This window comes from Candidatus Chryseobacterium colombiense (assembly GCA_029203185.1).
GTDB classification, from domain to species: domain Bacteria; phylum Bacteroidota; class Bacteroidia; order Flavobacteriales; family Weeksellaceae; genus Chryseobacterium; species Chryseobacterium colombiense.
Genome location: CP119310.1, coordinates 3,412,957 through 3,435,827, shown reverse-complemented (window position 1 = coordinate 3,435,827; position 22,871 = coordinate 3,412,957). Strand labels below are relative to the sequence as shown.

The 22,871-nt window shown below is 34.5% G+C and carries 20 protein-coding genes; 7 read left to right on the top strand and 13 right to left on the bottom strand.

Annotation, left to right across the window (positions count from 1 at the left end):
* The 5 genes from P0Y62_15580 to P0Y62_15560 all read right to left on the bottom strand — a co-directional run bounded on the left by P0Y62_15580 (position 1) and on the right by P0Y62_15560 (position 5,032).
* Complete coding sequence (locus P0Y62_15580; protein WEK71821.1) at positions 1-945, bottom strand: MoxR family ATPase; 945 nt, start codon at positions 943-945, stop codon at positions 1-3.
* Positions 946-1,136: 191 nt separating this feature from the next.
* Positions 1,137-2,300, bottom strand: coding sequence for a hypothetical protein (locus P0Y62_15575; protein ID WEK69257.1), 1,164 nt, complete (start codon positions 2,298-2,300; stop codon positions 1,137-1,139).
* Between the two features lie 15 nt (positions 2,301-2,315).
* Positions 2,316-3,110 (bottom strand): DUF4129 domain-containing protein, encoded by a 795-nt coding sequence (locus tag P0Y62_15570; protein WEK69256.1) that lies wholly within the window; start codon positions 3,108-3,110, stop codon positions 2,316-2,318.
* Entirely contained in the window at positions 3,103-4,062 is a 960-nt protein-coding gene (locus P0Y62_15565; protein WEK69255.1) for a DUF4013 domain-containing protein, read from the bottom strand. Before P0Y62_15565 ends, P0Y62_15570 begins: the two co-directional genes overlap by 8 nt.
* A complete protein-coding gene (locus P0Y62_15560) occupies positions 4,049-5,032 on the bottom strand; it encodes a stage II sporulation protein M (GenBank protein WEK69254.1) in 984 nt (327 codons plus the stop codon). Before P0Y62_15560 ends, P0Y62_15565 begins: the two co-directional genes overlap by 14 nt.
* Positions 5,033-5,059: 27 nt before the next feature.
* On the opposite strand from P0Y62_15560, the gene P0Y62_15555 reads away from it, so the two are divergent.
* Entirely contained in the window at positions 5,060-5,806 is a 747-nt protein-coding gene (locus tag P0Y62_15555; protein ID WEK69253.1) for an RDD family protein, read from the top strand.
* Between the two features lie 135 nt (positions 5,807-5,941).
* Positions 5,942-6,232 (top strand): GNAT family N-acetyltransferase, encoded by a 291-nt coding sequence (locus P0Y62_15550; GenBank protein ID WEK69252.1) that lies wholly within the window; start codon positions 5,942-5,944, stop codon positions 6,230-6,232.
* Here P0Y62_15550 and P0Y62_15545 read toward each other — a convergent pair.
* From P0Y62_15545 to smpB, 5 genes are all read right to left on the bottom strand, one after another.
* Positions 6,221-7,192, bottom strand: coding sequence for a glycosyltransferase family protein (locus P0Y62_15545; protein ID WEK69251.1), 972 nt, complete (start codon positions 7,190-7,192; stop codon positions 6,221-6,223). The two genes, P0Y62_15550 and P0Y62_15545, sit on opposite strands and share 12 nt — an antisense overlap.
* Positions 7,189-8,016: a UDP-2,3-diacylglucosamine diphosphatase gene (locus tag P0Y62_15540; GenBank protein ID WEK69250.1), complete on the bottom strand. Its 828-nt coding sequence runs from the start codon at positions 8,014-8,016 to the stop codon at positions 7,189-7,191. The genes P0Y62_15545 and P0Y62_15540 overlap by 4 nt, the downstream gene beginning before the upstream one ends.
* 62 nt (positions 8,017-8,078) lie before the next feature.
* Complete coding sequence (locus P0Y62_15535) at positions 8,079-8,819, bottom strand: YebC/PmpR family DNA-binding transcriptional regulator (GenBank protein WEK69249.1); 741 nt, start codon at positions 8,817-8,819, stop codon at positions 8,079-8,081.
* Between the two features lie 93 nt (positions 8,820-8,912).
* Positions 8,913-10,400, bottom strand: coding sequence for an OmpA family protein (locus P0Y62_15530; protein WEK69248.1), 1,488 nt, complete (start codon positions 10,398-10,400; stop codon positions 8,913-8,915).
* Positions 10,401-10,477: 77 nt separating this feature from the next.
* Positions 10,478-10,936, bottom strand: a complete 459-nt coding sequence (gene smpB, locus P0Y62_15525; protein ID WEK69247.1) for an SsrA-binding protein SmpB — start codon at positions 10,934-10,936, stop codon at positions 10,478-10,480.
* A gap of 204 nt (positions 10,937-11,140) precedes the next feature.
* Here smpB and P0Y62_15520 point away from each other — a divergent pair, with 204 nt between their 5' ends.
* The 4 genes from P0Y62_15520 (at position 11,141) to P0Y62_15505 (ending at position 15,533) form a co-directional block, all read left to right on the top strand.
* Positions 11,141-12,763 carry an ATP-binding cassette domain-containing protein gene (locus P0Y62_15520; GenBank protein ID WEK69246.1) on the top strand — a complete coding sequence of 541 codons (1,623 nt, stop codon included), beginning with the start codon at positions 11,141-11,143 and terminating at the stop codon, positions 12,761-12,763.
* A gap of 96 nt (positions 12,764-12,859) precedes the next feature.
* The gene (gene recJ / locus P0Y62_15515) at positions 12,860-14,575 is read left to right on the top strand and encodes a single-stranded-DNA-specific exonuclease RecJ (protein WEK69245.1); all 1,716 of its coding nucleotides are present in this window, start codon (positions 12,860-12,862) and stop codon (positions 14,573-14,575) included.
* Between the two features lie 18 nt (positions 14,576-14,593).
* Positions 14,594-15,178, top strand: coding sequence for a nicotinate (nicotinamide) nucleotide adenylyltransferase (nadD, locus tag P0Y62_15510; GenBank protein WEK69244.1), 585 nt, complete (start codon positions 14,594-14,596; stop codon positions 15,176-15,178).
* 16 nt (positions 15,179-15,194) lie between these two features.
* Positions 15,195-15,533: a DUF3817 domain-containing protein gene (locus tag P0Y62_15505; GenBank protein WEK69243.1), complete on the top strand. Its 339-nt coding sequence runs from the start codon at positions 15,195-15,197 to the stop codon at positions 15,531-15,533.
* 51 nt (positions 15,534-15,584) lie between these two features.
* On the opposite strand, the gene P0Y62_15500 is transcribed toward P0Y62_15505, so the two are convergent.
* Entirely contained in the window at positions 15,585-17,354 is a 1,770-nt protein-coding gene (locus P0Y62_15500) for a hypothetical protein (protein ID WEK69242.1), read from the bottom strand.
* A gap of 330 nt (positions 17,355-17,684) precedes the next feature.
* Here P0Y62_15500 and P0Y62_15495 point away from each other — a divergent pair, with 330 nt between their 5' ends.
* A complete protein-coding gene (locus P0Y62_15495) occupies positions 17,685-19,949 on the top strand; it encodes a TonB-dependent receptor (protein WEK69241.1) in 2,265 nt (754 codons plus the stop codon).
* A 120-nt stretch (positions 19,950-20,069) separates the two neighbouring features.
* On the opposite strand, the gene P0Y62_15490 is transcribed toward P0Y62_15495, so the two are convergent.
* Together P0Y62_15490 and P0Y62_15485 are read right to left on the bottom strand one after the other, a co-directional pair.
* Positions 20,070-21,821, bottom strand: a complete 1,752-nt coding sequence (locus P0Y62_15490) for a discoidin domain-containing protein (protein ID WEK69240.1) — start codon at positions 21,819-21,821, stop codon at positions 20,070-20,072.
* Positions 21,822-21,942: 121 nt separating this feature from the next.
* Complete coding sequence (locus P0Y62_15485) at positions 21,943-22,866, bottom strand: arginine deiminase-related protein (GenBank protein ID WEK69239.1); 924 nt, start codon at positions 22,864-22,866, stop codon at positions 21,943-21,945.
* Positions 22,867-22,871: the final 5 nt, after the last annotated feature.

Genomic DNA, 22,871 nt, shown 5'->3' with positions numbered 1-22,871 from the left:
CTATCTAGGAATTTCTATTCCCTCTAAAATTTGTCGGATGATTTCATCAGCAGTTAAGCCTTCCATTTCTCTTTCAGGGGAAACGATCACTCTGTGTCTCAATACCGCATAGCTTGCCTCTTTGATATCTTCCGGAGTTACGAAATCTCTTCCTCTCAATGCGGCAAAAGCTTTTGAAGCCGTTAATAATGCCAAACTTGCTCTTGGAGAAGCTCCTAAGTATAAAAACTGATTTTCTCTGGTATTGATGATGATTTTAGCAATATATTCTATCAGCTGAGATTCTACAATGATCTCTTTTACCAAATGCTGATAATTTTTAAGCTGTTGAGCCGTAATGACACGTTCTACAACATCCGTCTTATCTTCTTTTTTACTTTCATGCTGATTTTTAATGATCGCAATTTCCTGTTCAAGATTCGGATATTTTACATTGATCTTAAAAAGGAAACGGTCCAGCTGAGCTTCAGGAAGTCTGTACGTACCTTCATGTTCAATAGGGTTTTGAGTAGCCACAACTAAAAAGGGCTCATCCATCGTATAACGGATTCCATCCATGGTGATCTGCCTTTCTTCCATTACTTCAAAAAGAGCCGACTGTGTTTTCGCCGGTGATCTGTTGATCTCATCAATCAGAACAAAATTGGAAAAAATTGGGCCTTTTTTAAACTCAAATTCAGAATTTTTCACACTGAAAACAGAGGTTCCCAAAATATCCGAAGGCATTAGATCCGGAGTAAACTGGATTCTGCTGAAATCCACATCAATCGTTTTAGCCAGTAATTTTGCCGTAATGGTTTTTGCTACTCCCGGAACCCCTTCTATAAGAACATGACCATTTGATAAGAGAGCTGCCAAAAGATGCTCTATCATGTCTTCCTGACCAACAATCACCTTAGCGATTTCAGTTTTTACTTTCTCCAAACTTGCACGAAGTTCCATCATGTCTATGCGAGACTGAAAATCCCCTTCTCTCTTTTCAAGATCTACAGCAGTTTGATTGTCTAAATTTGGGTTTTCAAAATTATCCATACTATTATGTTTTTGAATCTGGTAATATAGCCGTTTAGCAATAAGATTCTTCGCTTTGCTCAGAATGACAACTACATTGGTTACATTATCAGATTATCATGTTGTTATATTTTAATTATTTCATCCAACAGTTTATTCATCCTTACAAGATCTTCTTTCATCACGCTATAATAAGGATCCTGTCCTTTTTTGATCAGCTTAATTGCTTCTTCAATCATTTCTATAGGTTTCCCTGTTTTTAAATGAAGTTTTTTAGCAAAATCCTCATCCAGATTCTGAGTGTCGATTAAAAGATCAAGCCTTACCTTATTTAAAAAATATTGGGCTTTTTTAGCCATCATATCATGGAAATCACCTTCCTGAAGGTATAAATTACCTATACTTTTTACAAATTCTGCAGAAGTATTTTTCAAAGGTTCTATAATGGGAACTATTCTTTGTTTTCTTTTGGCATTAAAGAAAATAAAGAATACCAATCCTCCCAAAAACACCCACCAAGCATATTTAAGAGCAGGTTTTGATAAAATAAATCTCATGAAAAACCTAGATTCTTTGGTATTGCTTTCTACAAACCAAAGGGTATCTCTGTCCTGAAGATAAGAAAATACATCCTGAAAATATTTTACATTTCCCTTTTTCAGCAGATAATAATTGGTAAGGAACAAAGGTTCACAATGTACATAAAAAGTGCCTTTCCCGAATTTTGCTTTAATAAAATTTGCCTGATCTGAGTTATTTTTTTCTACCGTCTTACCCAGAACCTCAACTCCGGGCTTTATATAAGAAAAGCCTCTTCCTGAAGGAAATTTGTCTAAATGAATAAAATCTCCCTGGTATTTTTTATCGGTGAGTTTTAAATAATTCTCTTCTTCAAAAGAAATCTGCGAATCATAATACCCAATACTGTCTGAAATATTTTTCGGAAGCTGACTGACAATAATCATCGCATCAGAACCTTTGGAAACCTGATCCATTATTTTTTTCCAGGATTCCATGTCGATTTCGCTTTCAACGATGAGAATATTATGAGCGGGTTTATTTTTATTCTGATTGTAAAATTCATAAGCCGAAACATTAACCTTCTTCAGTTTTCCTTTAAAGAGGTCTTTGCTTTCATGATTAAAAACGAATAATCCGAAAGGAGATTTTTCCTCCACATCAAAATTCTTACGCCAATCTGTAACCTCTTTTTTGTTTACTTCAAGCAATGCCAATATCACCATAATAATGATGAATATGAAAGCATATATTTTGAAAGTCTTGTTCATTTTTTCTACAATTAACTACAGTTTGAAAGATTGATATTGTTGCTTGAATCTGGCATAATCTTCTTTATCAATTCCGAATTCGCCATACCACACATAATCGAAGATATAAGACAGTTTTGAAAAATCATTTTTCAAACGCTCTTCTTTTAATTCTGCCACATAATCTTTATTGGTTTTTTCGGGATTCCACACGATGATTTTTCTGTCGCTCAGTTTTTTCAGAATATATAGAAACTGATATCGAACAGCAGAACGGTATTCTCCACTGTTTTCAAACTGCGCAATACTCTCCGGAAAATTGATCTCATGAATGTTCTCATGAAGTTCTTTCTCTGCAATATCAAGCTTTTTGTTCTTTCTGCCGAAAATAAAACTACCGTCTTTCCCCAGTAAATATTTAATAATGAAATACAATAGAAAGCCTACCAAAACAATAGCAAACAAACGGATTAATACATCTGTGAATTTTGCTGAACTGCTTAAGCTCGTTTTCCCAAAAATACTTTCTATCAATCTGATGATTTTCTTCTGAAGCTTTTCCAAAAAAGATTCTCTGGGTTTTGATACGGAGTAGTCAAATTCATTTCCCTTATATCTCGACTGGATATTTTCTTTAATTTTTTTCGGATACACTATATTTTCCGTGACCGGCTTTTTCAACAGCACAGAATCTGCTCGGTTCATTCCTTTATAATGTTCCTCACTTAAAGAATCCACCACGGTCTCAACTGCAGTCGGCGGTTTGCTTTCCTGTGCAAAAGAAAAGCCTGTCGTAATAATAAAAAGAAAAAAAAGAATGCGTTTATTCATTAATTCCGATCGTATCAATTTCTGCCAATTCTACTTTCTGATGAAGATCGGTTCTGCTGTCATAGTACATCAATCCTGCATTCACATAAAGCATATTTGAAGTAAAAAACGAAACCAGTAACGAAATTCCGTAAAGTATAAAAAACACCACTCCGAATCCGCCACTTAAAGGATTTTGCTCAAAACTACCATCTGGAGTTGTAGTAGATAACGTTGCAAAAAATATAACCATTGGAATCGCGGTAAAGATCATTGAAATGATGTACAAAATAAGCGAGATAATAATTGTGCTTCCCCAATATTTCCAGTAAGGAGAGCCTTCTCTCGCGTTAGGATACGAAAACTGCGCTCTTATCGAATAGCTTAGACTTTCAAAAAAACCTCTTGTTGAGCTGAAATAATCGTACATCAAAAATGTAATCACATTAAATAACGTAGGCCCCACAAAAAGCATGATAAAAATACCTATAATAAGAAAAACCAATACATAAGAAATTCCCATAACGATCAATGACAAGGGGCCCGCTATAAAGGTCATTCCCAAACATAAGATGATTATTTTTTTGAAATTTCTTTTAAAATCACCCAAAATATCATCGGTTCTGATTTTACTTTCACCGGCTGCCAATCTTTTCAGATAAAAGACAGGATACAGATAGTTGATAATCATCAGAATCATAAACAATATAAACGTAATAATACCGGTCGCAAAAAACATCCCGAAATTATCCTGAAAATAATTTTCGAAGTAATAACTCTGCCCACTGATATTTGATCCTAAAATCTGTCCGAAAAGTTCTTTAAAGCCAAAAATAAAAACGACCACCATCAAAATAAGAAGCAGACCGTTCAGTAAAATGTAATTTTTGAAATAATTTTTACCATAAAGCTTAAAGAAAGAAAAACTGTCACTAATAAATGTTCCAAAGTCTCTTTTTTTATAAAACTGCATCATGTATGTGTTTATTAATTTTTTTATTTACAATATATGGGTAAACGAAATAGTACCCTCCTATGATTGCCAATGATCCGAAAATAATAATGATATTCAAAATCAAAGGCATATTCAAAGCATGTCTCGTTACATACCCTTCAATAATTCCGGCACATATCGTAAAAGGAACTGTGCTCAAAAATATTTTAAACGAGTCTCTAAATCCTATTTTACAGGAATTAAATCTGGAAAGTGTTTTAGGAAATAAAATAGAAGCCCCTAAAATCAGACCACACATGGCTTCAACCACCATTGAGAAAATTTCAAAGACCCCATGAAGCCAGATTCCTCTTGCGCTGTCCTGCAAAGCTCCGTATTCTGAAAAGAAATACTGAAAAGACCCTAACATAATACTGTTCGACAATAAGGCAAATAAAGTTCCTACTCCACCAAAAATCCCATACAAATAAAGTTTTGCTCCCACTCCGATATTATTGAAAATAATACCGATAGTACTTCCCCAGGTTGAACCACTCTGGTAAACTCCCACCGCATTTCCTTTCTTTATATTTTCAATGGTCATATTGACGTAATCTTCTCCCAAAATGATATTGGCAAAGTCTTTATCATAAATAGCCGAAACCACTCCCATTGCAGTAAAAAGAATAAAAAACAGAAAAGCATACAAAAGATATCTTCTGTATTGAAATACCAAAAGAGGAACTTCAGTTGTAAAGAAATACTTGATACGGTTTTCTTCTACTCTTTTTGTTTTGTAAATTTTCTGGTAAATCTGAGAAGAGAGGTGATTTAAATAAACCGTAGTATTACTTTTAGGGTAATAAGTCTGTGCAAAAGAAAGATCATTGATGAGATTAATATACAGCGAAGATAGGTCGTCAGGATTTTTTTTTATTTTCCCCTGAATAACCTGCTCAATTCCCAACCATTTTTCTTTATTTTGTTTAATGAAATAAACTTCTCTCATAATTGTAAGGCTAAAATAATAAAAAATATGTCTCAAATTGCGATTAACACCTCACAAAATGTCAATATTAATTTTAATGTTGCGAGCGTGGGCGAAAGGATGCTTGCTTTTATCATCGACCTTCTGATAAAAATTGCTTATGTGATCGTTATCTTTTATTTATTTTTCAACGTCCTGGATTTAGGCTACTTGCTAAATGGGCTCGATCAGTGGTCTCAAATGGCCATCTATATCGCCATTACTTTTCCGGTTTATATTTATCCGTTGGTATTGGAAAGCCTTATGGAAGGACAGACTCCCGGCAAAAGAGCTTTAAAAATAAGAGTGGTAAAAATTGATGGATATCAGGCAAGTTTTGGAGATTATCTTATCCGTTGGGTATTCAGAATTGTAGATACTTTATTTGTCGGAATAATTGGCATCATTTCCATGGTTATTTCCAAAAACAATCAGCGTTTGGGAGATATTGCATCAGGAACGGCCGTTATTTCCCTTAAAAACAGCATCAATATTTCCCACACCATTCTGGAAAATATCCAGGAAGATTATATCCCGTCTTTTCCGCAGGTCATTGCTTTAAGTGACAATGATATAAGAATCATTAAAGACAATTATCAAAAAGCATTAAGAATAGATGACAGACATATTATTAATAAGCTTTCTGAAAAAATCAAAAGTATTCTCAAACTTGAAACGGATCCGAAAATGACCGAAAGACAATTTATCGGAATTATCATTAAAGATTATAATTATTATACCGGAAAAGATAGTTAGTAATTGTGAATTTTTAAAATTGACAAGCGAAACGAATTGACCATTTACTATTAACTATTTATGTTCTTTCTTGATCTACATCAAAACATCATCGATGTGGTTTTTGTACCTTTACTTATCATTAAAACTTAGATTATGAGATTCGAAAACAATAAATCCGGAAACGGAGGAGTCATTACTTTAAATAACGAAATCAAAGAGATCGGAAGGTTGACCTACACTATTTTCCCGGAAGAAAACCGCTTTATCATTTCTTTTGTTCTGGTTCATCCTGAGTTTGAAGGTCGCGGAATGGGAAAGTTCCTGGTAGAAGAAGCCATTAAATTTGCAAGAGAAAACAATTGGAAAGTATATCCTCACTGCTCTTATGCAAGATCTGTAATGATGAGAATGAATGATGTGGAAGATATTTTTTTAAAGAACTAAAACTTCATTCACCAAAATCTCTTCAATATTGTCCGGATAATCTACTTTCAGGTGTTGATCGTCATCCACCCATTTTTCTATTTCTTCAAGCTGTAAAACTTTTGAATTGGGAATTCCCATTTTATCCAGTGCACAAGCATTACACTCCTGTTCATATTGATTATGAATCGGGATAACGAATAATTTCTTATCCATAAAAAGTGCTTCAGCCGGACTTTCAAAACCCGCATTGCAAAGAATTCCGTCACAGTTTTCAAAAGATTGTAAATACTGAATTTCATCAATCGGAAAAACCTCAACATTATTTTCTTTGAAGTGCAATTGAGTATATTTAGAAAAAACCTTCCACTCTACGGGGATCTGTTTTAAAACCTTAATGATATTTTCGTCTGAAAAACTGGGCAGATAAACTAAATAAAATCCTTTCTTATCCGGAGTGAGATTTCTTATTTTTCTTCTGATAACCGGTTTTTTAATTTGAGGATGATAGTTTTCGAAATGAAAACCTATTCTTCTTTCGCTTGGAACATAATATTTCAGCACCATTTCTCCAAGAAAATCTTTTTTTTCAGGTTTAGGGGTTTCTTTAAAAAGCATTGAAGCCTGATGACTGAGTTCAATCATAGGAAGCTTTCTCAGTTTACAAGCCCATCCTGTTAAAGGTTCATAATCATTGATGATCAAATCATATTGTGAAAGTTCAATTTCTCTGATTGTTTTTATTGCCTTAAGAAAATCATTATCAAAAAATGTTTTCTTATATGATAAACCGCCAGTTTTATTGTAAAGAAGGGAAATACCCTTATGTTGAAAATTAACGTCAAAATCAGCCTTTAACTGCGACTGATGTCCACTGATCAAAGTATCGACCTGCGCGTATTTTTTTAAGATAGGAACAATCTCCTGTGCTCTTGCGACATGTCCGTTTCCTGTTCCCTGAAATGCGTATAATATTTTCATTTAGAAAAATTGGTTACCAGTTTCAAAAGCTCTTCATTAGGAATATCCTGAATTTCTTCTGTTTCGTCATCTGCAAGCAAATGCTTGTGTTCTTCGTAGTAAAAGATCTTCCATTCATTATCGTTATACTCCAAAGCAGAAAGATTTTCTATCCAGTCTCCGGAATTAAGATAAGTACAGGATCCTTTTTTAGTCACTACTTCACGAATCTGAGGTTGATGGATGTGACCACAAACCACATAATCATAATGATTGTCGATAGCCAGTTCAGAAGCCGTTAATTCAAAATCGCCAATATATTTGACCGCCTTTTTTACATTATTTTTAATTTTTTTTGAAAACGAATATTTTTCCTTACCCATTTTCTCTAAAAACCAATTTACGATATTATTGATTACAATCAGCAAATCATAGCCTTTTCCGCCCAGTTTTGCAATCCATTTGGAATGCTGCACCGAAGCATCAAAGACATCTCCATGAAAAATCCAGGTTTTCTTGTTGTTAATATTTAAGCAGATTTTATTACAGACTTTTAGTTTTCCTAGTTCAAAATCTGTAAACTTCCGGAACATTTCGTCGTGATTTCCGGTAATATAGAATACTTCAGTATTTTTTGTGGCCAAAGAAAGGATTTTCTTAATGACCTTTAAATGAGGTTTAGGAAAGTAAGACTTTTTGAACTGCCAAATATCAATGATATCTCCATTCAAAACTAAAGTTTTAGGCTGAATGGAATTCAAATATTTTAGTAATTCTTTAGCCTTACATCCATAAGTCCCCAAATGAACATCCGAAATGACAACCAACTCAATGTTTCTCTTCATAGATGATTTTATGCAAAGAAACTAATTGAAAATTAACTGTATATGAATGCTATGTTATTTTTCTATAGTGAGTTCATTAACTCTTCTGTAATTTCCATGTTGTGATATACGTTTTGTACATCATCATCATCTTCGAAACGCTCAAGCATTTTCATATTGGCTTTAAACTGCTCTTCGTTTACTTCTTTTGTATTGTTTGGAATTCTTTGTAATTCTGCGCTTTTTGCTTCTATTCCCAATTCATCCAATTTGTGAGACAATGAACCAAAATCTTCAAACGCAGTAGTAATCATTACTTCTTCCTCATCTTTCTCAACGTCTTCTGCACCACCATCAATCATTTCCATTTCAAAATCGTCCCAATCCATTTTGATCTGAGACAGATCGATGGTAAAAATTCCTTTTCTATCGAAAATAAATGCCAGTTCACCATTTTTACCCAAGTTCCCGTCAAACTTGTTAAAAATAGCTCTTACATTAGCTACGGTTCTTGTTGTATTGTTTGTAGTACATTCTACGAAAAAAGCAACACCACCTTGTCCGTATCCTTCATACGTAATTTCTTCATAGTTTTCTGCATCCGCACCACTTGCCTTCTTAATTGCTCTTTCGACATTATCTTTTGGCATATTAGCTCCTTTCGCATTCTGGATACATCTTCTTAATGCGGGATTAGATTCAGGATCTGCTCCACCAGCTTTAACAGCCAAGGCAATATCTTTACCTATTTTAGAAAATGTTTTAGCCATCTTATCCCATCTGGCCATTTTAGAAGCTTTTCTATATTCAAACGCTCTTCCCATTTTTATTTTAAATTTTTCACAAAATTAATTAAAAGTCAACGAAAAAAAAATACCCCCAAAAAATTGGAGGTATTTATTATTTAGAAAAATTAATTATTTTTTCTTTTTAGCTGGAGCCTTTTTAGCTGGAGCTTTTTTAGTAGCTTTTTTCACAACTGGCTTAGTAGCTATAACGATATCGTTTTTCTTATAAGTTTCCCAATCTGCACCTGAGATTGCTCTTACGATAACTTTTCTGTCAGCTTGTCTTTCTGCATCTGAAGCAGTTGCAGGAACTGTAGCCTCTTGAGAACCGATACCGATAGACTTAAGAGTATTAGGATTGATACCTCTAGCCTCTAAAGCAGCAACTACAGAAGCAGCTCTTTGTCTAGATAAGTTCAAGTTGTAAGCAGCAGAACCTTTAGCATCTGTCATACCTACTACTAGGAAGTTAGCTGCATCAGCTTCTTTGATGATTCTAGCAGCTGTATCCAATTTACCACTTGATTCCGGTCTGATTGTAGCTTTGTTGAAATCAAATAAGATATCTTTCAATGTCTCGTTGATTTTTACTACTGGCGGTTCAGCTGGTTTAGGACAACCGTTGTATTCTGGTAATCCAGGAACTGTAGGACAAGCATCATCTTTATCAAGGATACCGTCACCATCTGTATCTGGCCAAGGACAACCGTTGTTTTCAGCAGGACCTGCTACTGTAGGACAAGCATCATCTTTGTCGATAATACCGTCACCATCTGTATCTGGCCAAGGACAACCGTTGTTTTCTACTGGACCAGCAACTTCTGGACATTGATCGTCTTTATCTGGAATACCATCACCATCTGTATCAGGACATCCTTGGAATTCTGGTAAACCTGGTGTATCTGGGCAAAGATCATCTTTATCTAAGATACCATCTTTATCTCTATCTCTGTTACCAAATCTAAAGTTCAAAGATGCTGAAGCTTGCCAGAAGTTAGCATAGTTTGCCTTATCTCCAGGAGTTGACACATAGTCTCCTTGAACACCTAAACCGAAGTTTTTAGTTACCCAAAAGTTAACACCTGCACCAGTTGAAACTGTAAAGTGATTTGCTTTACCATTTTCGTTACCATCAGTTGATGTAACTACTCCATTAGCATCTGTTCTTGGGAAAGTAAGAGATGTATAGTCATGTCTTAAATAGTTAGCACCTACTCTCAAATATGGATCGAACCAAGATTCTTCATTCCATAAAAGACCTGCTGCTTTAGCCTGGAAACCAAGACCAGTCATTAACATGAATTCTTTACCCATGTTAAATCTCTTATTCGCAACATTCCCTACAGAAGTCTGCCAGTCGATAACTAAACCTTTACCAATGTTTCTAGCTACAGTAAGCTTAGACAATGGTGGAGTAATCGAGAAGTTGTTCACATTGAACATTGTCTTCGTCAAATTATTAGCAGAGAACGTATTACTGAAGTTACCTCTTTGTGCCAAATGGTTCTCCGCGTGAGCACCAACTCCGATCAACCAAGGATTGTTGGTCGTCTGAGCGAACACAGTAGAAGCAACAGTAAGCGCCAATGCTGAAATTCCTAATTTTAGATTTTTCATAGAATTAAATGATTAAATAATTGATAATGCAAAATAAATATAATTTTTCTTTATATACAAAGTTTTTTAGATGATTTTTAACTTTTCTTTAATATTCTATCCAGGTTTCGTTTATTTTCTCTATCTTTTATGCTTTCCCTTTTATCAAACAACTTTTTCCCTTTACCTAAGGCAATTAAGACCTTTGCTTTTCCCTTGTCGTTGATATATAACTTTAAAGGAATTATTGTATTTCCTGCATCCTTTAATTTCTTTTCAAGTTTTTGCAATTCTTTTTTGTGCAAGAGCAATTTCCGTTCCCTTTTTGTTTTGTGATTATAAAAAGTTCCCAATTTATACTCATCAATCATCATATTAATAATATATAATTCCCTGTCTATAAACTGACAGAACGATTCTGTAATGGAAGCTTTAGACGAGCGCAAAGATTTTATTTCTGTGCCCGTTAAAACCATTCCCGCTTCATATTCTTCAAGAATCTCATACTCGAATCTAGCTCTTCTATTTACTATATTTACTGTTTTTTCAATCTTCATTTTTAAAATTCTTATAAAGAAGTGTTTAAAATTTAATATAACTATACTTAATCAATCATTAAGCCATCCACTCTGGGGTTAGTATTTATTAAATTTAATTAATGAAATATATAAAAAATACTCTATATTTAAAAACTTGACTATTACATTATTACGAAATACCCAAATTCTTTTCGTATTTTTGCGCCAAATTTACAAAACTATATGTTAACAGTATCTAACTTATCTTTACAATTCGGGAAAAGAGTTCTTTTTGACGAGGTAAACATTATGTTTACGAAAGGAAACTGCTACGGGATTATCGGAGCAAATGGTGCAGGAAAGTCTACATTCCTTAAAATATTAACAGGAAAACAAGACCCAACAACAGGACACGTATCTTTGGAACCTGGAAAAAGAATGTCAGTTCTTGAGCAGGATCACTTTGCTTACGATCAATTTACTGTACTTGAAGCGGTTTTGAGAGGTAACAAGAAATTATTCGAGATAAAAGAAGAGATGGACGCGCTTTATGCGAAAGAGGACTTCTCTGACGAGGACGGAATTAAAGCAGGCGAATTAGGTGTGATCTATGACGAAATGGGAGGTTGGACTGCAGAATCTGATGCACAGACCATGCTTTCAAACGTAGGAATTAAAGACGACATGCACTGGCAAATGATGAGCGAGCTTGAAAACAAGGACAAAGTAAAAGTTCTATTGGCCCAGGCGCTTTTCGGAAATCCGGATGTACTCATCTTGGATGAACCTACGAACGACCTTGATATTGATACAATCTCTTGGTTGGAAGATTTCTTGGCAGACTATGAAAACACAGTAATCGTTGTATCTCACGACCGTCACTTCCTGGACACAGTTTGTACGCACATCGGTGACTTGGATTATGCTAAACTTAATCTTTACACAGGTAACTATACTTTCTGGTATCAAGCTTCTCAGTTAGCTACAAGACAAAGAGCCCAGGCTAACAAAAAAGCGGAAGAAAAGAAGAAAGAACTTCAGGACTTCATTGCGAGATTTAGTTCAAACGTTGCAAAGGCTAAACAGGCCACTGCAAGAAAGAAAATGATCGATAAATTGAACATCGATGATATTAAACCGTCTTCAAGAAGATATCCTGCAATTATTTTCGAAATGGAAAGAGAAGCAGGAGATCAGATTTTGGATGTTAAAGGTTTAGAAAAAACTAAAGACGGAGAATTATTGTTCTCAAACATCGATTTAAACCTTAAAAAAGGAGATAAAGTTGCTGTTTTATCTAAAAATTCATTGGCAATCACAGAATTTTTTGAAATTTTAGCTGGAAACGTTGAAGCAGACAAAGGAAGTGTTGCTTGGGGAGTTACAACCAACCAATCTCACATGCCTTTAGATAACACCAACTTCTTCCAGGAAGATCTTAGCCTGGTTGACTGGTTAAGACAATTCACTAAAAATGATGAAGAGCGTCACGAAGAATTTGTAAGAGGATTCCTAGGAAGAATGCTTTTCTCTGGTGATGAAGCTTTGAAATCTTGTAAAGTACTTTCGGGAGGGGAAAAAATGAGATGTATGTTCAGCAGAATGATGCTTCAGAAAGCAAATGTTCTTTTATTGGATGAACCTACCAACCACTTGGACTTGGAAAGTATCACAACTTTGAACAACTCATTGTCTAACTTCAAAGGAAACATTTTATTGGCTTCTCATGACCACGAAATGCTTTCAACAGTCTGTAACAGGATTATCGAATTAACTCCAAACGGTATCATCGACAGAGAAATGACTTACGACGAATACCTTGCTGACAAAAAGGTCAAGGAATTAAGAGAGAAAATGTATTCTTAAAATATTTAAAACCGTTCACTTGCTGAGCGGTTTTTTTTAACATCTAACTTCCAACATTACACTTTAGTTTTAAATATAATTCCTTATTTTTGTGAAATGAGTCAAAAATGGATTTACAAGCCTGAACCGGATGAAGATATTGTAGACAGATTAAGTTCGTCACTTGGTTTTGGAACTTTTGAATCTAAACTTCTTGTTTTGAGAGGTATTGACAATTATCAAAAGGCCAGAGAATTCTTCAAACCGAATCTTAACGATATACATAGTCCGTTTTTAATGGCCGATATGCAAAAAGCTGTTGAGCGTATTGCTACTGCTATTGAGAACGGTGAAAAAATACTGGTATATGGTGATTATGACGTAGACGGAACTACGGCTGTAGCACTGATGTATCTATATCTCAGCAAAATTGTTGAGAAAAAATATCTGGATTATTATATTCCTGACAGAAATTCTGAAGGGTATGGAATTTCAACAGAAGGAATTGATTTTGCAAAAGAAAATGGTTTTTCATTAATCATTGCTCTCGATTGTGGAATCAAAGCTCTTGATATGATAAGCTATGCTCAAAACCAGGGTATTGATTTTATCATTTGTGACCACCATTTACCGGGAGACGAAATTCCCAACGCAGTAGCTGTTCTTGATCCTAAAAGAAGTGATTGCAGATACCCGTTTAAAGAACTTTCAGGTTGTGGAGTGGGTTTCAAACTTTGCCAGGGATTGAATACGATTTATAAAATTCCTGAAGCCGAACTATTTGAACTCACTGATTTGCTTGCCATTTCTATTGCAGCCGATATTGTTTCTATGACCGGGGAAAATAGGGTTCTAGCAAAAATGGGACTTAAAGTTTTGCGTAAAACTAGAAATTTAGGTTTAAGGTTGTTAATTCCTGAAGATAAATTATCTCACTTTGAAATTTCAAATATTGTTTTTGAAATTGCTCCTAAAATAAATGCTGCAGGAAGAATCTCTCACGGTAAAGCTGCCGTGGAACTTATGGTTTCTGACAATTTGAAACACGCGCATCAGATTGTAAGCGATATCATGAATCTTAATGATGAAAGAAGAGAACTTGATATGAACTCTACCCTTTCCGCCCTTAATCAGATTATAGAATCTCAGCAACAGAGTAAACACAGTACTATTGTATACCATCCTGAATGGAATAAGGGAGTAATCGGAATTGTTGCTTCCCGACTGATAGAAACATATTATAAACCTACTCTAGTTTTTACTGACGGTAATAATGGAGAAATGGTAGCTTCCGCAAGATCTGTTTCAGATTTTGATGTACATGAAGCTTTGGATATGTGCTCTGAATATTTTTTAAAATTTGGAGGACACCATGCAGCAGCCGGACTTTCAATGGAAAAAGAAAAATTTGAAGCTTTCAAAGAAAAATTCGAAAAAGTAGTTTCCGAGAAAATTAAAGAGCATCAAAAAGAACCTTCTATCAATATTGATACGGAGATTCAGATTGAAGATATCAACCGTGAATTCATTAATTTTCACAGAAAGCTTGCTCCTTTCGGTCCTCATAATATGAAGCCTATATTTTCCTTGAGTAACCAGAGACTTTCAGGTTATTTGAAAACAATGGGAAAAGATAATAATCACCTTAAATTTTACATCAGACAGGAGTCTACCAACAGAAATATCGAGTGTGTAGGTTTTAAACTGGGACAATTTGCCGAAGAGTTTAAGAATAAAAGCTTTGATATTGCATTCACGTTAGAAGAAAATCACTGGAAAGGAAATGTCACTCATTATCTCAATATTAAAGACGTAAAGTTCAGAGATCATTAATCATTCATCGTATTTACTATGAAAAAAGTCGGGCTTTTCTTCGGATCTTTCAATCCTATCCATATCGGTCATTTGATTCTTGCCAATTATATTTTAGAGAATTCTGATATGAATGAGGTATGGTTTGTAGTAAGTCCCCAAAATCCGTTTAAAGATAAGAAGACATTATTGAATGATCATAACCGTCTTGATATGGTGGAACTGGCTCTTAAAAACTATCCTAATATTAAAGCTTCGAATGTTGAGTTTTCTCTTCCTAAGCCAAGCTATACAATTGACACTTTGGCTTATCTTAATGAGAAATATCCAAACTATTCTTTCAGCTTAATGATGGGGGAAGACAACCTAAAAAGTCTTCACAAATGGAAAAATTCAGATTATTTGATTAAAAACTATCATATTATCGTATATCCTAGAGTTTTTGAAGGTGAAGCTAAATCCACAGAATACCAAAAGCATGAAAATATATCTCTGATAAAAGCTCCTATTATAGAGCTGTCTGCGACAGAAATACGCAGGATGATCAAAGAAAACAAAAATGTGAGACCCATGCTTCCACCTGAAGTTTTTGAGTATCTGGATGGCAGTAGTTTTTATAAATAGAAGTTAGCAAATTGTAATGGAGTTTCTCGAAAAAATTTTCGCAAAATATAGTCAAGAGCAAGTTATTAAATGGTTCAAACGTATTTGTTTAGCTGAAGCCTTATCATGGTTTTTCCTTTTTACCGCTATGATCTGGATCCGTGTTGATCCACACGGTATTATTCCTATAGTTTATATCAGTACTATTGGAAGTATTCATGGGTTATTTTTCACAATATATCTTATCTTTTTACCTTCTATGAGGAAAATATTTACCTGGGATGATGAGGATTTTGTGTTTTCATTAATCTCTGCTTTTTTTCCTTTTGCCACCATTTGGATTGATAAAAAATTAGCTCGTTTCGATAGAGAATAAATAAAAAAAGGACTTTTTCAGTCCTTTTTTTATTAAATGTTCTGATAACTTTTAATTATCTCTGATAACGTGTCCTGTTACAGAAAGTGTATGATTTCCCGTAGAATTGGTATAGGTTCCATTGATTGTAAAATCAATATATTGCCCTATTGCTCCAAGATTACTTATTTGTAATGTTAAAGTACTTCCAAAAGATGGGATTCCATTTGGTGACGAGCCACTTCCTATCACATCTAGATAATTGAACGTATTATAAGTTCCCACACCCGATATATTTGGAACTACCATTTGAAAGCCTCCTAATGCTGAATTTGGAGGATAACAGGTAACCACCATAGCATTTGTACCTGAAGAATATTCTGCACCTATTGGAGGTAGCAGATTTTTAGTTAATTGACTATCAACCTTATACATAATAAATTCACTTATCCCAGTACAAACTGTTATATTTCCTAAATTAGTTGTTGCTGCTGTTGGTGTAACATTTATTTCTCCCGTAGATCGCATGTTTGCTGTATCAAAAGCCTCTAAAACAAACTGTTGCCCTGAATTACATGAATAAATATTGGCGCTGAACGTACCGGTACTACTCACAGGCACTGAAACATACTGAAAATATGTCCCATTCACAGCTTTTAGTGTTACAAATCCATCTGTTACATCTGCATTTGCACATGTTTTAAGATTTCCTTGGATAATATAATTTGTTCCCGAAGGTGTTACCACAATATCTGGTAACACATAAAGATTACCCGCCGTAACTGGTGCAACAGTAGAGGTATAAACAATCGAATTGCAGTTATCATATACTTTTAAAACTAAACTTTCACCGGCTGGGATAATACCTGTTACTACTCCATTATTGTCTGTAATACCTGCAACCTCATAAGTTTGCGAATTTCTTTTAAGAGTAACTTTAGCATTAACCAAAGGTTGCCCTGTGTTGTTTTTTACTGTAACTTTTAATGTTGCTTGAGGAAGCTGTATATCGCAATTCCACCATGAGAAATGACTTACCGTCCCTACATAAGTATTTCCGGCTTTCGTGGCAGTACCTTCTTCATTCCACATTCCAGTGTTTTCGTTGTAAGACCATAAAGGAATTGTACTAGGAGATGTTGATGACTGTGACGCATCTACCGGAACGGTAATTTCAGCGGTGTGTCCAGTCGCAATTTGAAGATTTTGACCTGCACTTCCCATTAATTGTACGTGCAACATTCCAAAAGTTTCCATTATTCTTGCACTTCCGTTTGAAGTCGTTGCCAAAAACGAACCCGGCATTAATTCATTTAAATAGGTATTAGAAGGCGCTAAATGATAAAGGGAAACACTTACACTTCCTGAATAAGCATTACCGCTGGCGTCTTTAAAGCTACCATCAAACTTTACTTTTGTACCGTCTGCAAGAGAAACTGTTGATGTTACTCCAGAAGAAACCGTAGAAGTAAGCGTTTCCGGAATCATCATAATGTTTACACGATTCATCCCATTAGAAGGAACTAAAACTCGTGAAGCATTTATGAAACCTGCTTTCGTTACTTTAATATGGGCAAAATTCTCTTGAACAGAAGCATTTTTTAAGGTAAAAAAACCTTTGTAATTAGTCGCAACCGAAGTTGTCCCAATTTGCACTGTTGCTCCATAAATAGGAGCTCCATTTGTATCTAAAATGATACCTTGAAAGTCTTTTTGCGTCGTACTTCCAAAATTATAGTTTGATTGGGAATTTGAATTTTCGTTACCCGTTTCCACGAAAGACTCGTCTTTACAAGAGAATACTAATGATAATAATAAAAAAAGCATGTAAAATTTTCTCATACGCTATTAATTTTAAGTTTCCACTAAATTAATCATAAAATCGAGTTTCGAATTATCTTTTATGATTTTCCATTAAATATTTCTTAAATCTCTGCCAATTTTAAATCATGGTGTAACAAAATTTAGCTCTGAATTGTCTAAATAAATAGCAAAGCAAGTAAATTTAAAATTTAATTTAAAATTTTAACATCTGAAAATCAAATAGTTAAAATTTAATCCAAAAGATATTAAGTACTTTGTATTGCATAATACTTAATTTATTACATATCTTTGCAATGTTAAATAATAATAAATACAAGCTATTAACTAAAACACTCTAAAAATAAAATTATGAAAACGCCAATTCTCGTCGCAGCTCTATTTTTCAGCGGATTAACTTTCGCCCAACAAAAAAAGCAGGATACTACAAAAACTCAAAATATAGAAGCCGTTACTTTAAAAAAACAAGTATTCAAAAAACAGAGCGACCGTTTTGTGTATGATGTAGCATCATCACCGGTTGCAAAAGGAAATACGACTTTTGATCTTTTGAAACAGACCCCTCTTTTATCTACAACCGATGATAAAACATTAAAAATTGCAGGAAAGAATAATGCTCTTATCTATATCAATGGAAGAAAAACCAATATGGACGCAGAGTCTTTGACACAGTTTTTAAAGAATACCCCTGCAGAAAATATCCAGAAAATTGAAGTAATTACCGTTCCGGGAAGTGAATATCAGGTAGAATCTTCAGACGGAATCATCAACATTGTTCTGAAGAAAAAAATGAGCGATGGAACCAGCGGAAACATGAGAATGTCAAACACTCAGAACAAATTTAACGCGAGCAATGCAAGTTTCTCTGTGAATTACAGAAAAAATAAACTGGGAATCAATGCTAATTTAAGCGGCGGCGAAAACATCAATCCACAATCTTATATTTTAAGAAACGGAATTGGAAATGTTAAAAATGAATCCGTGGGAAATATTGATGATCCAAACAAAAATATTGGCGGATATTTAAATATTGATTATCAATTAACTGAAAAAAGTAATTTGGCTCTTTCATGGAACTCCTGGGCAAATAAAAGCTATAATTCCACAATTGATTTATATAATACTTTGGTGCAGCCAGATCCTGATCATCCGGGACAGCTTCTGACAAGCCATACCTGGACAAAAAATAAAGAGGATGCCAGAAATTACAACAATTCAGTTAATTTAAATTATGAAATAAAACTGGATTCTTTAGGAAGCAAATTCAATGTAAACGCGGCATATCTTAATTATAAAAGATTTCAGTTTTCTAAAAATAATACTTTAAATGAAGGCTTAACTCCAATTAAAACAATCACCCAGGATATTCCTCAGATTATTAATAATTTCTCAGGAACAGTGGATTACATCCAAAAATTTAAAAATGATTTCACAGTTTCTATTGGTGGAAATTTTAATACAACTAAAACCGATAATGATACTAAAAATTTCACATACTTATTCAACGATGATGGAACTCCGGAAAACGTAATCCCTAATCCTAAACCAGATTTCAATCACTTCATATATGATGAGAAAATTTATGGCGCTTATTTAACGTTGGAGAAAAAATTCTCCGATAAATTTTCAGGGAAAATTGGTGCAAGATATGAAATCACAAACAGCCTAGGAACAGCGGATAGCCCAACAAATGAAGAGGCAGCACAACAACATCAAAGCATTAAAAGAAATTACAACAATCTATTGCCTTATCTGAGTCTTAATTATGCCATCAATGACAAGAATAATATATCTTATTCATTTTCAAGCCGAATGAGAAGACCGAGTTTCTGGGAATTGAATCCCGTGAAAAATATCATCACTCAGGATAACTATACCCAGAATAATCCTTTCGTAAAAGCAGCTTCAACCTATAATCAGGAATTGACGTATATGTATAAAAACTCTTATTTCCTGATTTTAAATCATACCTACGAAAAAGATCAAATCACTCAAGTTCCTTTACAGAAAACTTACATGGATAAAAACAATATGGAAAGAGTGAGATTGGCCTACATCAGAACCAATTTCGGGGACAAACAGGAAATGTCTGCCATGTTAGGCGTTCAAAAAACGATTTTTAAACAATATTTGACATTAAACTTTAATGCGGGAGTGCAGCACAACATCAACAACGGAACATTGGACACAGATCCTACGACAGGCGAGGTTTTTGACACCTATATCAACAACAGAAAATCAACAAGTTTTGTAGTAACAAGTAACAATACTCTTCGTCTTGATAAAAAGAAAACCTGGTTTTTAGGAGTAAATTTCTTCTATGTGGATAAACAACAGATCGAGCTTGGAGTTTTGAAAAATTTAATGAGTTTGGATCTGAGCATCAAGAAAAACTGGAACGATTGGACGTTTGCTGTGAATGTAAATGACGTTCTTAGAACCAATGTTGTAGAAATCGAAGATTATCAGCCCAACGGAAATTACAACTATATCAAAAACGATATGTACAGAAGAAGCGTAAATGTGAGCATCACTTACAACTTCGGAAACCAGAAAGTGAAAAAAGTGAGAGATATCGAAAGTGCTTCAGATGCTATCAAAAACAGAACAAGATAAAACAATCATTTCTTCATATATTATTTTGTACAAAGACCCGTCGAGAAATTGGCGGGTTTTTCCATGATAGAAGATTATAAAAAACGCCTTGAAATGATCAAAGCGTTTATATTTATTAATTTATTCTGATTTAAAAACTTCCGTTCTTTCCGAAACTCCATTAGCATTGAAAGCTTCGATCTGGAAATAATAAGCATCTGTTCTATCTGCCCCTGTAAAGAAATATTCATTTTTACCGTAAACCATAATACTTCCGTATAATTTATCAGGAGATTTACCCCAATAAATTACATATCCGTCTGCATCGGAATTTTGCTGCCATTTCATCCAGATGCTTCTTCTTTCACCATATTTTTTAGGATCAGCTCTCAAAGGAACAAAATTCTGAACTTTTGGAGGAACAGTTCCCGCCCCTTTTCCAAAAACCCTGAAACCGCTTAATGCAAATTTTCCAGTTGGCATCTTAAGATTTTCCATTTTCAGGAATCTTGCTTTGGCAGGCTTTTCCAGTTCTACATAATCGTGAGGAACATCCTTTGTATTTTTGCTTTTATCAACAATTACGCTCCATTTTTTACCGTCGTTAGAACCATAGATTTTATATTGATGCATTTTTCCCAACGTTTTTCCCATAAATTCAACATCCTGATCTGCATAATTGATCTGAATGGCATTAATCGTGGAAACTTCTCCTAAATCCGTTTCAAACCATTCTCCGGTATTTCCTGTTTTTGCACTCCAGTATGTTTTAATATCTTCATCTACTGCATAATTGGAGTGATATCCTCCCAAAGTGGATGAAACCTGAACCGGCTTATTGTAATTTAATAGCATCCAACCCGCAAACAGCCCTTTTGAAAAGTCTTTTCCCTGTGCATATTGTGGTAAATATGTAGGATAATCTCCGTAGGCTGTGTTACAGTACATGACATCATCTTTATCAAATCCTGCAGGCCAGATTCCCAAGCGTCTTTCAAAATTATTTTTTGTAGAAATAAAAATCGTTGAAACGTGCCACCAATTTTTGTAGTTATCCTCAAACGTTGCACCATGTCCCGCTCCTCTTGCGAAACCTCCCGGTTTGTAGGAAAACGGATTGTGCTGCTGATATTCAAAACCTTCCAAAGGTTTGTTGCTTACATAAACTCCATCCGAATATCCACTAAACTCCGTTGCAGGAGCACCATATTGCATATAATATTTACCATTATGTTTCGTCATCCAAGCTCCTTCCACAAAAGGCTGCAGAAAAACATTATCATTATACTCTCCGAATCTTTCCCAACCGTGGTCTTCCGGCTTTAATCTTAAAATCGGTTTCACAAAACCTTCTGACTGCAAGGTTTTAGTTTTAACTTCGGTTCCTAATAATGGCCATTCATTACTCGATCCCCAATATAAATACAGTTTATCTTCATCATAATGAAAAGCAGGATCCCAAGCTCCGACTTTCAAGGTATCTACTGCTATTTTCCAGTCATCCTGTGTAGGATTTGTACTTTTCCAGATCGGAAAATCCTGTTCCCATGTTGAGCCGAACACATATAAAGTATCTTTCATCGCCCAAACTGCAGGCGCATTCAAATCATGGATATACTTATTATCTCTGAGAAATTTTCTTTTCACAAACTTCCAGTCGAGCATATCATCACTGCACCAATATCCTTCCTGATTCGTTGAAAAAAGAAACAGCTTATTTTTAAAATTAACAATTACCGGGTCGGCAGTAGCACGGTGTTTCCCTTGTTTTGAAAAGACTTCAAAAGGAGTATATCCGTAATCTATATTGATAGGATTACAGAATGTTTTTTGCTGGGAATAAGAACATATTGCAGTCAAAATTCCTAAGCTTACCATCAACTTTTTTATCATAATAACCTATTACATTAGTGCAAATTTAACCTAATTTTTTGAAGCATTTCCATGAGTCATGTTTAATAAAAAACTTCCGGCTGAATCACAACCGGAAGTTTTCATTATACTAAAAGCAAATTTATTTTTTTGGTAAGAAAACTTCAGCAAGCATACAACGTGCGCTACCACCTCCGTTTACCTCGATCGTATTTAGATCTGAATAAATAATTTCACAATATTTTTCTATTGCAGAAACCTGATCTGAGTGTAAAGACAGATAGGCAGTCTGACTCATTACCAAAAATTTTTCACCGTCTTTATTTTGAACCTGAAGCATGTTTCCTGCAAATTGCTGCATTTGTGCTTCAGAAATTTCAATGATTTCTTTTCTCGAATTTTTAATCGTTTCGACGACCTTATCTCTTTCTGCCTTGTCATCGATACAATCTAAACAAATGACAACAAATTGATCTGCCACACACATCATAACATTGGTATGATAAATTGGAAGTCTTTCTTCTCCAACCGTTTGATATGAATGGAAAACAACAGGTGTAAAGCCATATTTTTGACAAAATTCTCTGAATAAATTCTCATCCAGTCTTAAAGAAACTGAACCATAAGCAATTTTATTATCGTGATCGAAAATCATGCTTCCTGTTCCTTCCAGAAAATGCCCCTGAGTTTCCGGGAATGACCAATCGTCAATTTCAGTCACTTTAAATCCCTGATCCTGAATACTCTCAATAATATCGTCTCTTCTCTCGACTCTTCTGTTTGAAGCGAACATCGGATATAAAACCACTTTCCCGTCTTTATGGAAACTCACCCAGTTATTAGGGAAAATAGAATCCGGAGTATGAGGATCTAATGTGTCTTTTATGGTAATAATATTAATTCCTTTAGATCTTAGTTTTCCGACAAAAGTATTGAATTCAGTTAATGCTTTGGACTGAATATCAGAACCAGTCTGCTCAACCTGAAAATAATTGTTTTTTGCCGTTTCTGCATTATAACCGAATGCAATCGGTTCTATCATTAATACTGTATCTGTTGTCTGCATTTTGT

What these genes read in the sequence shown, in the direction of transcription:
- smpB (WEK69247.1), bottom strand. Translation starts at nt 10,936, where the DNA reads ATGAAGATTGAAAAAACAGTAAATATAGTAAATAGAAGAGCTAGATTC.
- P0Y62_15550 (WEK69252.1), top strand. Translation starts at nt 5,942, where the DNA reads ATGAGATTCGAAAACAATAAATCCGGAAACGGAGGAGTCATTACTTTA.
- P0Y62_15545 (WEK69251.1), bottom strand. Translation starts at nt 7,192, where the DNA reads ATGAAAATATTATACGCATTTCAGGGAACAGGAAACGGACATGTCGCA.
- P0Y62_15535 (WEK69249.1), bottom strand. Translation starts at nt 8,819, where the DNA reads ATGGGAAGAGCGTTTGAATATAGAAAAGCTTCTAAAATGGCCAGATGG.
- P0Y62_15500 (WEK69242.1), bottom strand. Translation starts at nt 17,354, where the DNA reads ATGAGAAAATTTTACATGCTTTTTTTATTATTATCATTAGTATTCTCT.
- P0Y62_15565 (WEK69255.1), bottom strand. Translation starts at nt 4,062, where the DNA reads ATGCAGTTTTATAAAAAAAGAGACTTTGGAACATTTATTAGTGACAGT.
- P0Y62_15530 (WEK69248.1), bottom strand. Translation starts at nt 10,400, where the DNA reads ATGAAAAATCTAAAATTAGGAATTTCAGCATTGGCGCTTACTGTTGCT.
- P0Y62_15495 (WEK69241.1), top strand. Translation starts at nt 17,685, where the DNA reads ATGAAAACGCCAATTCTCGTCGCAGCTCTATTTTTCAGCGGATTAACT.
- P0Y62_15555 (WEK69253.1), top strand. Translation starts at nt 5,060, where the DNA reads ATGTCTCAAATTGCGATTAACACCTCACAAAATGTCAATATTAATTTT.
- P0Y62_15540 (WEK69250.1), bottom strand. Translation starts at nt 8,016, where the DNA reads ATGAAGAGAAACATTGAGTTGGTTGTCATTTCGGATGTTCATTTGGGG.
- recJ (WEK69245.1), top strand. Translation starts at nt 12,860, where the DNA reads ATGAGTCAAAAATGGATTTACAAGCCTGAACCGGATGAAGATATTGTA.
- nadD (WEK69244.1), top strand. Translation starts at nt 14,594, where the DNA reads ATGAAAAAAGTCGGGCTTTTCTTCGGATCTTTCAATCCTATCCATATC.
- P0Y62_15570 (WEK69256.1), bottom strand. Translation starts at nt 3,110, where the DNA reads ATGAATAAACGCATTCTTTTTTTTCTTTTTATTATTACGACAGGCTTT.
- P0Y62_15560 (WEK69254.1), bottom strand. Translation starts at nt 5,032, where the DNA reads ATGAGAGAAGTTTATTTCATTAAACAAAATAAAGAAAAATGGTTGGGA.
- P0Y62_15575 (WEK69257.1), bottom strand. Translation starts at nt 2,300, where the DNA reads ATGAACAAGACTTTCAAAATATATGCTTTCATATTCATCATTATTATG.
- P0Y62_15505 (WEK69243.1), top strand. Translation starts at nt 15,195, where the DNA reads ATGGAGTTTCTCGAAAAAATTTTCGCAAAATATAGTCAAGAGCAAGTT.
- P0Y62_15490 (WEK69240.1), bottom strand. Translation starts at nt 21,821, where the DNA reads ATGATAAAAAAGTTGATGGTAAGCTTAGGAATTTTGACTGCAATATGT.
- P0Y62_15520 (WEK69246.1), top strand. Translation starts at nt 11,141, where the DNA reads ATGTTAACAGTATCTAACTTATCTTTACAATTCGGGAAAAGAGTTCTT.
- P0Y62_15580 (WEK71821.1), bottom strand. Translation starts at nt 945, where the DNA reads ATGATGGAACTTCGTGCAAGTTTGGAGAAAGTAAAAACTGAAATCGCT.
- P0Y62_15485 (WEK69239.1), bottom strand. Translation starts at nt 22,866, where the DNA reads ATGCAGACAACAGATACAGTATTAATGATAGAACCGATTGCATTCGGT.